Consider the following 13,978-nt stretch of genomic DNA (forward strand, 5'->3'; position numbering starts at 1 on the left):
CCCTTTTTCCCAAAAAGAATCATAGGCCGCGAATACAAGGCCAGTATCATCTGAACAAGTTCCAGCCAGTTACTGTTGGCTTCCATAGCCCACCATCTCAATCGCTTTAAAACTGCCTCGGGTTAAAAATTCATACGGAACCCCTAATGCATCAGCTACCGCCAAACCATAGACTGCCGCTTTCAAAGATTGGTTCATGCTAGCCTCCTTTGTTTTATTATACTATTTTTGGTCTTAAAATTCTTCCTAACCCCAAAAAACAAGCGCAGGCCTGCGCCTGTTTTTCTATTTTGTGTTAAAATAAATGGTATGGACAAAATTATCAAAACTATCTCAGAAAGCGGCACTTTTCGTGCCTATGTACTAGACAGTACAGAAACCGTACGAACAGCCCAAGAAAAACATCATACACAAGCTAGCTCCACGGTCGCACTTGGCCGTACCCTCATTGCCAGTCAAATCTTGGCGGCAAACGAGAAAGGAGATACTAAAATTACGGTCAAGGTCCTTGGGACTAGCTCACTCGGAGCCATCATCACCGTGGCAGATACCAAGGGAAATGTTAAGGGTTACGTACAAAATCCTGGAGTGGATATCAAGAAGACGGCAACTGGTGAAGTCCTGGTGGGACCATTTGTCGGAAACGGAGAATTCTTGGTTATCACAGATTATGGTACGGGAAATCCTTATAACTCCATGACCCCTCTTGTAACCGGTGAAATCGGAGAAGACCTGGCCTTTTATCTGACGGAAAGCCAACAAACACCATCTGCAGTTGGACTCAATGTTCTTTTGGATGACGAAGATAAGGTTAAAGTGGCGGGTGGCTTCTTGCTCCAGGTCTTGCCAAATGCCAAGGAAGAAGAAATCGCACGCTTTGAAAAACGCATCCAAGAAATGCCTGCTATTTCAACACTTTTGGAATCTGAAGACCATATTGAAGCTCTTCTTGCTGCTATCTATGGGGATGAGCCTTTCAAACGTCTCTCTGAAGAAGAACTTCGCTTCCAGTGCGACTGCAACCATGAGCGTTTCTTGAACGCTTTAGCAAGTCTGCCAGCTAGTGATCTAAAAGAGATGAAAGATGAAGATCACGGTGCAGAGATTACCTGCCAATTCTGCCAAACACACTACCACTTTGACGAAAATGACTTGGAGGAACTCATTCGTGACAAATCTTAATACGCCATTTATGATCGGGGATGTCGAAATCCCTAACCGTACCGTCCTAGCCCCAATGGCCGGAGTGACCAACTCAGCTTTCCGGACCATTGCCAAAGAACTGGGAGCAGGACTCGTTGTGATGGAAATGGTCTCTGACAAGGGAATCCAGTACAACAATGAAAAGACACTTCACATGCTCCATATCGATGAAGGAGAAAATCCTGTATCGATCCAACTCTTTGGAAGTGACGAAGATAGCCTCGCACGCGCAGCTGAATTTATCCAAGAAAATACCAAGACCGATATCGTCGATATCAACATGGGTTGCCCGGTGAATAAAATCGTCAAGAACGAGGCTGGTGCCATGTGGCTCAAAGATCCAGACAAGATCTACTCCATCATCAACAAGGTTCAATCCGTCCTTGATATCCCCCTCACTGTTAAAATGCGGACGGGTTGGTCGGATCCTTCCCTAGCAGTTGAGAACGCCCTCGCTGCCGAAGCTGCGGGTGTCTCTGCCCTTGCCATGCATGGGCGAACTCGGGAGCAAATGTATACGGGGCATGCGGATCTTGAGACCCTTCACAAGGTTGCACAGGCCCTAACTAAGATTCCATTTATCGCAAACGGAGATATCCGTACGGTTCAAGACGCCAAACAACGGATCGAAGAAGTCGGTGCTGATGCGGTCATGATTGGTCGCGCTGCTATGGGCAATCCTTATCTCTTCAACCAAATCAACCACTACTTTGAAACAGGAGAAATCCTGCCTGATTTGACTTTTGAAGACAAGATGAAGATCGCTTACGAACACTTGAAACGCTTGATCGATCTCAAAGGTGAGCACATTGCCGTTCGTGAATTCCGTGGCCTCGCCCCTCACTACCTACGTGGTACCTCAGGTGCAGCCAAACTCCGTGGCGCCATCTCGCAAGCTAGCACCCTAGCAGAGATTGAAGAACTCTTACAATTAAAAGCATAGAAACACAAAAAGCAGAGAGTGGGACAGAAATCGGTAATTCGTTAGAATTCGATTTCGTCGTCCCACCTCCGCACAGTTGAGTAGGGCTGTAAAAGCTGATGAAATCAGCGTAGTAGAGCCCACTCAACCACTGCGTCTTGCTCAACAATCCAAAAATAATTGAGAGGCTAGGACTTTTGTCCCAGCCTCTTTTTATAGATTATCTGTTTGCAGGCCGAGTTGTTTGACTCTGGCGGTGTAGTAGGTCATGATCAAAAAGAGGTTCACTGTGATCAGCCAGATGGCCCATTGGTGAATGAAATGCATGAGGATGGCTACGCTAATAGCTCCTGCAACAAAGCTCCCAACGACAATCCCGTAATTCATGGCCTGACGCCGATACTCGTCCAAATCTCCCTTTCCTCGAGTGATTCGGTACAAGGCCGTCAGCATCTTGCGGTAATTTCCAGAAGTCATAAAGATCACATAAGGGTGATTTTCGATGAGGCTCCCTGTAAAGGTCAACATCATCATCCCTGTCCCAAAAGCAATAAAGGGAACTTCTACAGGTGGTATGACAGACACCAAGGGAATCAGGAGTGTCACCACAAACAAAGGAAGCAACATCTTGGTCCGCCAAAAGGCTGTCTTGCGATACTCTTTGATATGGAGGGCAACCAAAAAGCCGATCGAGAAAAATAGAATAGATGAAAAACGCATGATGGTATTTTCGACACGAGGATCGTGCCAATCAGCGATGAGAAGCAGGAGGTTTCCCGTTTGGGTCGCGACCAAACTCCGATAGTGCATGTGGCAAAAGACATCGAGGCCTCCTCCGATAAAACCAAGGAGAGCCCCCATCAGTCGTGTATTTTGTGGTAAAATTATTTTTTCTTCCATAGTCTTGTCTCTTTTGATCTCAATTATGTTTATTATACCACTTTGCACACAAGTGGAGCAGGAAAAATCAGAAAAAGCCCTTCCGTTACTAAAAGTAAGGGAGGGCTGGTAGAATGAACCCCGCTCGATCTACTGTTTTAAGCGATAGGTCTTGCGTGGTTTTTTCTTAGGTACCCGCTTGACACCCACTTCTTCCACGAATTCTCCGAATTTTACGAGGAAGTTATTGCTAACGATGGGACGTCCAGGATTGATCAGATTGACCAACTCGGTTGCTTCATAAACGGTGAAGGGCTCCTCTAACAGATAGAGGAAGGTTGGATTCCAGTCCAGACGCCCCTGAATCCGCTTGATCGATTCTTGAATTATCTGGTAGTGGTCAAAGGCAAAATCAGAAGCAGCTAAGGGTTCTCCATCGAGCAAACACTGGGACTTTTTGAAATCGACATCGAGAAAAACGACTTCCTTGGCATCGTCACCTGCATGAGCTAAGTCTACTGCTTCTGCTGGCAGATAGACCAGATGGGCAATGGTAATGACCCAGCCTCTGGGGTCCCGCCCAGGGGTGGAAACTGTCATGAGCTGCTCCACCTTATTCACTGGCAGATCGAGCCCAACTTCTTCTTTGACCTCTCGGATACAGGCATGGGTCGCATCTTCATCCTTGTTCACAAAGCCCCCCACCAAGGCGAGGCGGTGTTGATAAGGGTGGGCCTTGCGGCGAATGGCTAAGAGCTTGAGCTTGCCTTCAACAAAACAGTAAGCTACCATGTCCGCTGTGACACTTGGAGTTTCATAAGTCGGCAGGTCTTGCTCCTTGTACCACTTGAGAAAGTCTGCTTCACTAGTGGCCGTCTCAAAATACTCTTTCTCCGTCATTCCTGCTGGAATTGAGAGACTTGCCATCTAAGCCACCTCCTTCTTGAGGGCTTTGGTCCATTCTAAGAAGAAGGGAACGCTGGAAAGAAGCAGGAGATAGATCCATTGAAAGGCTGTGCGGCCTACAAAAAGGTCCTTCCACAGGAGTTTCATAATATTGACAAAGCCTTGCTTTTTCGCTTCTTGGTGAACATTTTTAAAGTCTTGGCTAAAAGTTGCTAATTTTTCAGATAGATTTTTCATAAGCTGCTCCTTAGTCGGCTTGGTAAATGGCATCGATCACCTTCTTGGCTTCTTCGTAGTTGCCGAGGTAGTCTGATGCGAGGAAAGTGGTCGGAATGTTTCCTAGGTATTGCTGGCGCAATTGGTCCAGGTAATTTGAAAAGCTGGTGCGGATCTCTTCGTCAGCCATGGTCATATCTCGGAAACCATCATTGACATAAGAGCCGATCGGCTGTACAAAGAGGATCAAATCCCATTTTTCTTTGGAGAGAATACTGACAAAGAGGTTGTCGAAGGTATCGGTCATGCTGGTATCTTGGCCTTCGACTTCCATATAGTAGTCGTAATAACCCTTGGTCACCAGGGAATTGGTATCTGCGATGACAAGGCCTCGATTGGCACTACTATCGATGAGCTTAGAGGTTTGATCATACTGTCCTAAGAGTAGGTAATAGTAATCTTTTGGCGTGAGTTCATCATCCCGCACATTGTTCTTGATCTGGTATTCACGGGCATACTCAAGACTAACAGGTGCATCGTAAAAGCGAGCCAAGTCCTTTGCAAGGGTCGTTTTCCCGTTGCTGGCGCTCCCCATGATCAAGACTTTTTTCGTGAACTGGCGACGGAAGGGCTGGGCAATGTATTTCCAGTATTTGCTGGGATTTTCCCGGATCATGGTAGCAGAGATCCCGAAGCGGCGCTCTTCTAAGTGAACTTCAAACTCTCTAGCTTCCAACTCTTCCTTGTAGGCTTTCTCCCCTACATAAAAGATCAACTCTTCTGTCTCTGTTTGATACTGGATGGTGTCTAGGGCTGTTTGTAACCAAGGCTCCCAACCCAAGGGATAACGAGGAAGTTCAGTCTCATCTAACTTATAGACTTGGGTCAACTCATCATTTGAGAAAGCTTCGCGGATATAACGGAAGCGTTTTTGTAAAGGCAGTCCCACTTCTTCGCCACGATCCCCTTCGTAACCAGAAACGATGACACGAACGCGATCACACTGACGCTTGGCCCGCTGGATCAGGTCAATATGCCCTTGATGAAGAGGCGCAAAGGTTCCAAAAACCAGGGCAATTCTTTCTTTTTTCATATAAGCTCCTTTTTATAATTTTTTATAAATAGATTTTCTTTATGTTTTTATTATAAACTATATTTTCTATCTGTCAATAGTTTTTTATAAAAAAATATATTTTTATTCAAATCAACAAAAAAAGATCTGAAAAGAGATGCTTCTCCTTTCAGATCTTTCGAATTTTATTCACGAGTGAGGGAGTGGCTGACACCGTCTTTCAAAACCGTCACACTAGATACCGAGCCATCTTTTCCAACTACGATATCTAGAGTCGCTGCAGATCCATCGCCTGCTGAGAGATTAGCATGGTAATGACCATCATCCAAGGTATAGTTATAAGCGCTGATACCATAGGCTACGGGTTGGCCCCCAGGAAGTTGGATGGTTACTTGACCGCCTTGGCCAATAGTGACTCCAGTGTCGCGTTTGTCAGACCAATTCCCAGCTGCTGCGGAGAAATCCCCTGCTGCTACAGAATAGACTCCCTTGTATTGGGCATTCTCCGTCGCAGAAGCTTGCTTCTTAGCCTGAGCATGACCTTCTTCTAGACTTGGCAATTTTGCTTTCGCTGGTGTTGCTGGAGTGGCTACTTCTTTTGTTACGGGTGCTGCTGGTGTCGCTTCTTTAGCTGGAGCTGGTGTTTGACTAGCTGCTGCTTGGTTATTTTTGCTACCAACAGTATGACTTTCTTCTGATTTGCTATCAGAGGATGAAGAGGCAATCGGATCTTTACTAGTGATCACTTTTTTCTTAGAAGAAGAGCTGGTTTGTTTAACCAGACTGGTCTTTGAACTGCTTGCTTCTGAAGTTTTTTCTTCTTTATTCCCGCCACAAGCTCCTAGGAAAAGACTAGCTGTCAAAGCTAGGGCTGCTAGGGAAATGATTTTTTTGTTTTTCATAACAGAACCTCTTTTTTGTAACATTTGTAATATTTTGTAACATTATTGTAACACTGTTATATGAGGCTGTCAATAGTTTCTCAAATATTTTTCTAATTTGAAAGAAATTTTAGGTAAGTTCCTAAACTTTGCAAAAAAAGCCGGACATACTGTCCAGCTTTTCTTATTTATACACTTCTTGATAGAATTCGATCTTGTCCCCTTTTTTAACGGTGGTTTCAGCAGCACCTTTTGGAGCCATTTCGCCATTGATCTTGTACATCCAGTAAAGACCTTTTGCTTCATCTTGGCTGTGACCGTCAATCGAGGTGATCATGCCATTTTTTTCTTCAATCTTGTAGTTGGCTTTGAGCACTTTCATGAGGTTGCTCTCTTCTGCTACTTTCAAGGTTTTCGATTGCGCTTTTTGACCTTCTGGCGTCACGCTAATCGTAATCGAAATTTCGTTTTTCTTGGCAACTTCTGTGCTAGAAGCTGTTGTTTGATGGTTTGTGCTATGAGACGAAGCGCAACTCGCTAAAAGAAGAGCTGCAAGTAAGGTCATCAAGCTAGAAATGGTTTTTTTCAACATAAAATCTCCTAAAGATTTGATAGATAATGGGATAGAAAATGATCGTCGACAGAGCATGGGCAAGGTTAAAACTAAAACCATTGACCAAAGCATAGGTCCACCAAGGAATATGGTATATCAAGGCATAAACACTATCGATCAAGACCCCATAAGCAAAGGACAGTAGGCCCACAAAAAGGATCTGAAGGACAAAGGGCAACCACTTGTAACTGATGCGCCAAATGAGCATCAAACAGCCAAAGGCGACAATCTGAAAGAACACAATCAGGCTCATCCACAGGAAAATGGCGGAGACAAACATGGTGATCATCATCACAAGAAAAGCAAAGCTATACCCTTCAAATATCACCAAGAGAAAAAAGATGGCAGAAATAGGTTGGACATTTGGGAAAGGGGCAAAAGCCTGACGTAGAGCGACACAAAGGGCCGCCAAAAGCGAAATACGGGTTAATCGCTGAAGCGTCATGACATCCTCCTAGACAATCTCAAACTTGATCGTTCCGGCTGTCGTTCCAACCTTGATGGTTTGCCCTTCTTGGGCTTGGCCTTTCAGCAATAGCTCTGCTAGTTGATCTTCCACTTCGGTCTGCAAGACACGACGCAGTGGGCGAGCTCCCATTTCTGGATCGTAGCCTTTGGTTGCTAGCAACTTGAGCGCTGAAGGCTGGAATTTGAGGGTCATGCCTTGTTCGGCCAAGGTCGCGATGAGCGGTTTGACCATGACTTTCACTACCTGCTGCATGTCCTCGCTTGAGAGACTATGGAAGACCACCTTTTCATCAATCCGGTTGATAAACTCTGGACGATAGGTCTTCTTCAACTCTTCAAACATGCGTTTTTCCATATTGGCTTGGTCAAAGCGGATATCTTTAGCACCAAAGCCAACTGTCTTATCATCCCGAAGGGCTGTTGCTCCCAGGTTTGAGGTCATGATGATAATGGTATTGGAGAAGTCGATCTTCCGGCCTTTGCTATCGGTTAAGACTCCGTCATCCAAGACTTGCAAAAGGACATTGAAAATATCTGGATGGGCTTTTTCCACCTCATCAAATAAGAGAACTGAATATGGTTTGTTGCGGACTTTCTCGGTCAACTCGCCTCCTTCTTCGTAGCCCACATAGCCTGGAGGAGCTCCGTTGAGGCGACTCGCCGCGAATTTTTCCATGTACTCACTCATATCAAAACGGATGAGGGCCGATTCATCATCAAACAAAACTTCCGCCAAAGCTTTGGCTAGCTCTGTTTTTCCGACACCGGTAGGTCCTAGGAACATGAAAGAACCGATCGGACGTTTATTGCTACGGATACCTGATTGATTGCGTCGAATAGCCCGACTGATACTCGAAACGGCTTGGTCTTGACCAATCACGCGCTTATGCAATTCTGCTTCTAAGTTTAGGTACTTCTTGGCATCGGTTTGGGTCAGTTTTTGAGTTGGAATACCGGATAATTGGCTCAAGGTCACCAAGACATCTTGGTCAGTGACTTCTTTTTTGTAGACAATGGGAGCGGCCTCTACTTCTAAGAGCTGGGCTGCTTTCTTCCACTTGCCATCCATCAAGGCCCGATCCAAGGCGGTCAACTCTTCTTTTACGTGACCGTTGGAATCGCGGTTTTGTACGGTAGCTGCCGCTTCATCCAAGAGATCAATGGCTGAATCTGGCAATTGACGACTAGTCAAATAGCGGTGGGCATATTTGACAGCTGTTTCGATCGCTTCATCGGTAATGGTCACATGATGGTGGTCCTGATAAGTCTCTTTCAAGCCTTGGAGAATTTGGATGCTATCTGCAACACTTGGCTCTTCAATGGTGACTTTCGCAAAACGCCGAGAGAGGGCTGCATCTTTTTCGATATGCTTTTGGTACTCATCTTGGGTCGTTGCCCCAACTGTACGCAAGGTTCCCCGTGCCAGGGCTGGTTTTAGAATATTGGCTGCGTCTAAGGTCGAATCAATACCGGATCCTGACCCCATAATAGTATGCAGTTCATCGATAAAGAGAATCACGTGACCGTCTTCTTCGATGTCCTGGATGATATTGTTCATCCGCTCTTCGAAGTCCCCACGGAAGCGCGTCCCTGCAACGACATTCATGAGATCCAATTCTAAGACACGCATTTGCGCTATTTCAGCTGGAACATTGCCACTAGCGACCCGCTGGGCCAGACCTAATGCAAGGGCGGTTTTCCCGACCCCTGCTTCTCCCACCAATACAGGATTGTTCTTGGTCTTGCGGCTAAGGATTTGGATCATGCGTGAAATCTCTGCATCCCGGCCGATCACAGGCTCAAGCTGGCCTGCACGCGCCATTTCTGTCAAATCACGAGTATAATCCTCGAGACCTCCACTGGTGCTTGGGGGCATGCCCATCATATTTCCCATGGTTTGGCGGTTAGGGTTTTGGGCGCGATAGAGACTCCGAATGGCTTTGATATCATTCTTGTCCCAGCCTGCCTTGTCTTCTAAATTCTTGCGAAGGGAGGCAATAGGAACTCCCTTGTCTTGCTCTGTAAAGGCAAAGCCGGCAAACTCCATGACCTGGCTCGCCAAGGTCCCACGGTCTGCTAGAAGAGAGAGGAGCACATGCTCTGTTCCCAAGGTCTTGGCATGAAGGACCTGGGCAATCTCTCTTGCGTGTTTCATAATGGCTTCCATCCGATAAGAAAATGGGAAGATTTCATACCGATTGTCGCTTTGAAAAGCTTGGCCTGTAATATGCTCCGCTGCATCCTGAAACTCATCGATCTGCATAGGATAATCGTTAAGTACAGAACCTGCCACGCTATAGGGATTATTGGCCATAGCCGTCAGGAGATGCCAAGTATCTAAGGTATGCCCCTGATAGTGGCCTGCTAGTATTTGGGCCGCTTCTATACTTTCTAACAGTGCTGTTGAATAGTTCATCTAGTCGGTATTTCCTTTTCTATCTACTTGTTGAATGATTTTTTTCAGCATATTTGCTCGTAGGATGAGAGCATCTCGACCTAGGACCTCATCGGAGGTCGTCGCAAGCAAGAGCTGAGCCTCACGTTTTGTCAATAATTTTTCTTCATAGAGCATCTGGAGGATATCATGGAAGACCTGCTGGCTGATGGTCTCTCCAATATTGGCTGCCAAGTCTTGGAGCATCTGATGGTGATCTGAAAACTGGACCTTGCCAATGCGGATATAGCCACCACCACCGCGCTTGCTCTCTACAATATAGCCTCGGCTCTCGGTAAAACGAGTCTTAATGACATAGTTAATCTGACTAGGTACGACCTGAAAGACATCGGCTAACTCACTTCTTTTGAGCTCTGCCATGCCAGCTTGAGCCAGCAAGGCCTTAATATAAGCTTCGATGCTATCAGATGTGTTCTTATTTGCCATGATGCTCCTTTCTGGCTTGTTTTTTTCTAGATGGATGCTCTGTTCTTTGGCCCATAAAAAATGGCCTTGGAGTGTTCCTTCTCATCATTGACCTTATTTGACTATTATACAATTTTTACGGCTGTAAATAAAGCAAAGACTCCATGGAAATAGGAATCTCTTAAGAAGGCAAAACAAAAGAGGCTAGTGAGAACTAACCTCTTATGCGAAGAAGGAGCTACTCTTTGCGACGAGCAAATTTGGCGCCTCCGCCCAAGAATCCTAGACCAAGAAAGCCGAACCAAGCGAATAAACCACCTTCTTTCGTACCGGTTTGAGGTAGTTTTCCTTCCGGTTGAAGAGAAGGGTTTTCTACCTTTTCTTCTACTGGATGGTCTGCCGTCAAATTAGGAGTTGCTTGCGGAGTTGATGCTTGTAGGAGCACTGGAGTTTCTTTTTCTTTTTTGTCGTCTACTTGAGAAAGAGTCACAACTTCTGGCTGCACCTTACTTGAAGTTACAGGTGTGATTGGAGTCGGTATCTCAGGTTTCAAAGAATTTTCTTCTGCTTCCTTTGTACCGATTTCTGTCAGCTGGTCCTGGGCTTCCACTTCGACAAAGGCATCGACTTCTGTCCGAATTTCTTTACCTCCTTCTTGCCGGACCTCGATCAATTTCAAGCGACGATCGACCTTGCCTGCCTGAAGGATCCGGCTTTCTCCCTTGGCCAATTCCTTATTCTCACGCGTTTGACTCTCAAATGGAATCTCCTCTGCTTCGATAATAAGCTCTGGTTTTTCAAGAATCAAATCCTGAACACCTTGATCTGGGCGTGTCTGCGTCAGGGTTACATAATTGCGAGCATCTTCTAAGATGGTTTCAAGAGCTTCCACTTGATTCGCTGCAGCAACCAAATCTGGTCGCTCTTGATCCAGCAACTGAGTCAAGTCCGTCAATTGTCCTTGAACCGTCGGTTTGAGGTCTGCTTTCAAGCGATCGAGAGAAGTAGCCTTGATCTTTTCTACTCCTTTTTTGATAATCTGTTGTAGCTCTTCTTGACTGAGCAACTGATTATCTTTTCCTGATAGGACAAACCGGTCTACCTGGATCGCTCTGGACGACTGAGGATCATTGAGGGCTGGATCTAGGTGCAAGCGTAGCTGGTGGTAGCCTTTTGCTAGGCCTTGCAGATTGACCAAACTCTGGTCGAGTTTGCGTTGATCTCCGTAGCCACTGAAGTAATGATCGCCTTCGATCTCATAATCATGCCCCCGCCCTTCTTCAAAGGCGATTTCTTTTCCGTCTAGGGTAACGCTGTAGAGACCATGGCTTGGATCAACCACTCCTCGAACCTCCACACCAGTTCCCTTAAAGGTGATGGTCACATCAATGTGTTTCTTGCTTTCCTCATCGGTCACTTGGTTAAAGCTAGACCAGGATTCTGTTCCATTTGAGAAGTTTTGATTGTCTGTCTCATGATGCCAGCCTTGGCTGTAGTGCAGTTTTGGATCTTGGTCATCCACTTCTTTACGATTTTCTGGAAGCAGGTCCTCGTTCATCACTTGGACTGTCAGCTCTGGAATAAAGCCGACCAGACTTCCTTGATCCGGATGCAACAATTTGACCTTAAAGTCATAGACATCTGTCGCCTTGCCTGCAAAATCAAGGGTTGGGACTTGGACTGTTTTTTCTGTCTCTCCATCTGCAAACTCGAGAGTGACATTGGTATCTTTATAAACCTTGCCATGAACCCCTGTTCCTGGTTCTGTGATTAATTTAAGACTAGCGCTTCCTTTAGAGCCGCCTTTTCTCTTGACGACGACTTGCGCTGGGTCGCCTTTCTTAACGGCTAGGGTTGGCTGGGCAAACTCAAAGAGACCCTTTTCTTGGTTATTGAGGGCATAAATCCCTTCCGTTGCGATCGCATCTCCCTTGCTATTGACCAAGGTCAAAGTATGGGCTCCTGCTTTCAAGTCCGGTGTTTCATAGACCTTTTGGCTGCGTTTGCGGCTTGGGCTTTGGGTATTGACGGTCGCTAGCTTTTGGCCATCGACATAGACATCCATTTCCCCATGACCAGGGTCGACAGTTGCGACCACATAGGCCTTAGTGCCTTCAAACTGATAGGTCACCGAAGCTCCCTTTTCCTTGGTCCACATAGAAGTGCCTCGAACGCCTTCTCCCTCTTCATTCCATTGGCTATTGGCACGGTCAGCAGTCCGGTCAGAATGATAGGCCAAACCAAGCGGATAGCCATCCGTTTCTTCAATGCTGGCTGGCGTCTTATAGACAGAGACTCCGTTCAAGATTGGAGTGGCTTGGGCATCGGTGATGGACACCCGGAGGTAGCGACTATCAACTGGTTGCCCTTTGATCAAACGGCGGTATCCAACGGTTGAACCAGCACCAAAAGGAACCCATTGGCCATTCACCGCTACATCGATGGTGAAGCCAGAAATCCGTTGGCCTTTCTCGATCGTTTCTTTGAGCTCTACTACATCAAAGTGTTGCTCTTTTCCAAGATCGAGAACAAAAGATCCGGTCTTGGCATCATCAGCCGGAGCCCAACTGGTCTTTTCATTGCCATCTGTCAAATGGCTGGCCTTGTAGAGAGGATTGCGTCGTGTCGAGTCAGCTTCTACCAAAGCTCCTGCCGCATAGTTCACACTGTAGAGTTGGTCCAAGGTCTGACGGAATTCTTTCAAACGGGCCACATCGGCATCCGCAAATTTTCCGTCTTGGTTGGGTGGAATATTGAGCAAGAGTGGAGTTCCACGGCCGACCGATTTGAAGTAAATGTCCATCAATTCGCGCAAGGACTTAGGCTCTTGATTGTCATGGTAGAACCAGCCGGAGCGAATAGAGACATCGGCTTCTCCCACTGAGTATTGCTTCCCTTCCGGATCCCCGTGATTGAGGTAGCTGTTGGATGGATTGTTGCGGATCTTATCTGGATTGACCTTTTGCCAAACCGGATCTCCGGCAATCCCCTTTTCATTTCCAATCCAACGAACATTGGTCGGCTCAGCTGAGAAGATAGCAATATCCCCTTGGGCCTTGCGAATGGCTTCAAACCACTTGTCAAAGGTATAGGTGACCTTTTGAGCCCCATCTCCACGCGCTCCATCCATCCAGACTTCTACGAACTTACCCTTGTTCCCATATTTAGGATCTTCAAGGATTTCTTTGAGCTGATTGAGGTAGTATTCGTTGTATTTGTCCTCTGTATCCACATGGTAGAGCGGACTGTGAGCATCCCAAGGTGAGAGATAGACCCCCATGTCCATGTCATACTTGCTGGCAGAAGCAGAAACCTCGGCTAGAACATCGCCTTTTCCATCTTTCCAACCACTTTTGGCAATGGTATGGTCAGTGTATTTGGATGGGTACAAGAGGAAGCCATCGTGGTGCTTGACGACCATGATCGTCCGTTTAAAGCCAGCATCTTTCAGGGTTTTGATCCACTGATCGGTATCCAGATGCTCTGGATAGAAATAATAAGGATCTTCTTGCCCATCTCCCCACTCACGATCGTAGTAAGTATTCATCCCAAAGTGGATGAAAGCTGCTAGTTCTTCGCGGTGGTATTGCATCTGAGCCTTGCTTGGAAGTGGTCCGTAATCCGCAATCTCAGTCTCCTCGTTTAGAGAAGTGGCTGGTTGAGTGGCTTCTGTCCCTTGGCTGACTGTGCGATTTTCTTTCTCACTAGTAGTTGCTAAGGCATGTTCTGATTCTTCTTGGTGCTCGTTCACGGTTTTCTCCTCCTTTCCTTGGTGATCGACATCGCTCGTTTCAACCCGTTCTTCACGTGGTTCACTATTCTCAGCTTGTTCCTCTGCGTAACTGGTAGTAGCTCCTAAAAAACAAGTCGCTACGACTACCGAGCAGACGCCTACTGAGAGCTTGCGAATGCCAAATCGATTTCTCTGATCAACTAATCTTTTTCCCATATTCTATTC

The 13,978-nt window shown here is 46.4% G+C and carries 12 protein-coding genes and 1 pseudogene; 2 read left to right on the forward strand and 11 right to left on the reverse strand.

The features are described from left to right. Positions 1-69 precede the first annotated feature (69 nt). A complete protein-coding gene (locus RIN70_RS10370) occupies positions 70-198 on the reverse strand; it encodes a hypothetical protein (protein WP_003002006.1) in 129 nt (42 codons plus the stop codon). A gap of 111 nt (positions 199-309) precedes the next feature. On the opposite strand from RIN70_RS10370, the gene hslO reads away from it, so the two are divergent. Then, positions 310-1,182: an Hsp33 family molecular chaperone HslO gene (gene hslO / locus RIN70_RS09615; RefSeq protein WP_313790569.1), complete on the forward strand. Its 873-nt coding sequence runs from the start codon at positions 310-312 to the stop codon at positions 1,180-1,182. Further along, a complete protein-coding gene (dusB, locus tag RIN70_RS09620; protein WP_003012894.1) occupies positions 1,169-2,146 on the forward strand; it encodes a tRNA dihydrouridine synthase DusB in 978 nt (325 codons plus the stop codon). The genes hslO and dusB overlap by 14 nt, the downstream gene beginning before the upstream one ends. Positions 2,147-2,338: 192 nt before the next feature. Here the strand turns inward: dusB and RIN70_RS09625 are convergent, their stop codons facing one another. The 10 genes and pseudogenes from RIN70_RS09625 to RIN70_RS09670 form a co-directional block, all read right to left on the reverse strand. Next, entirely contained in the window at positions 2,339-3,025 is a 687-nt protein-coding gene (locus RIN70_RS09625; RefSeq protein WP_195623682.1) for a YoaK family protein, read from the reverse strand. A gap of 129 nt (positions 3,026-3,154) precedes the next feature. Continuing rightward, positions 3,155-3,931, reverse strand: a complete 777-nt coding sequence (locus tag RIN70_RS09630; protein ID WP_195623681.1) for an NUDIX domain-containing protein — start codon at positions 3,929-3,931, stop codon at positions 3,155-3,157. Positions 3,932-3,955: 24 nt separating this feature from the next. Continuing rightward, positions 3,956-4,147, reverse strand: a pseudogene (locus RIN70_RS09635) (hypothetical protein); the annotation flags it as partial. Between the two features lie 10 nt (positions 4,148-4,157). Further along, positions 4,158-5,219 carry an AAA family ATPase gene (locus tag RIN70_RS09640; RefSeq protein WP_195623680.1) on the reverse strand — a complete coding sequence of 354 codons (1,062 nt, stop codon included), beginning with the start codon at positions 5,217-5,219 and terminating at the stop codon, positions 4,158-4,160. Between the two features lie 164 nt (positions 5,220-5,383). Continuing rightward, the gene (locus RIN70_RS09645; RefSeq protein ID WP_313790570.1) at positions 5,384-6,100 is read right to left on the reverse strand and encodes a hypothetical protein; all 717 of its coding nucleotides are present in this window, start codon (positions 6,098-6,100) and stop codon (positions 5,384-5,386) included. Positions 6,101-6,263: 163 nt separating this feature from the next. Beyond that, on the reverse strand, positions 6,264-6,671 hold the full coding sequence (locus RIN70_RS09650; protein ID WP_070587783.1) for a DUF4430 domain-containing protein: 408 nt from the start codon (positions 6,669-6,671) through the stop codon (positions 6,264-6,266). Then, the gene (locus tag RIN70_RS09655) at positions 6,649-7,137 is read right to left on the reverse strand and encodes an ECF transporter S component (RefSeq protein ID WP_313790571.1); all 489 of its coding nucleotides are present in this window, start codon (positions 7,135-7,137) and stop codon (positions 6,649-6,651) included. The genes RIN70_RS09650 and RIN70_RS09655 overlap by 23 nt, the downstream gene beginning before the upstream one ends. Before the next feature lie 9 nt (positions 7,138-7,146). Then, on the reverse strand, positions 7,147-9,576 hold the full coding sequence (locus tag RIN70_RS09660) for an ATP-dependent Clp protease ATP-binding subunit (protein ID WP_049485777.1): 2,430 nt from the start codon (positions 9,574-9,576) through the stop codon (positions 7,147-7,149). Then, on the reverse strand, positions 9,577-10,041 hold the full coding sequence (locus tag RIN70_RS09665; protein ID WP_195623676.1) for a CtsR family transcriptional regulator: 465 nt from the start codon (positions 10,039-10,041) through the stop codon (positions 9,577-9,579). 217 nt (positions 10,042-10,258) lie between these two features. Further along, positions 10,259-13,969 carry an alpha-L-fucosidase gene (locus tag RIN70_RS09670; protein ID WP_272144351.1) on the reverse strand — a complete coding sequence of 1,237 codons (3,711 nt, stop codon included), beginning with the start codon at positions 13,967-13,969 and terminating at the stop codon, positions 10,259-10,261. Between the last annotated feature and the right edge of the window lie 9 nt (positions 13,970-13,978).

The organism is Streptococcus parasanguinis (genome assembly GCF_032163505.1).
GTDB classification, from domain to species: domain Bacteria; phylum Bacillota; class Bacilli; order Lactobacillales; family Streptococcaceae; genus Streptococcus; species Streptococcus parasanguinis_V.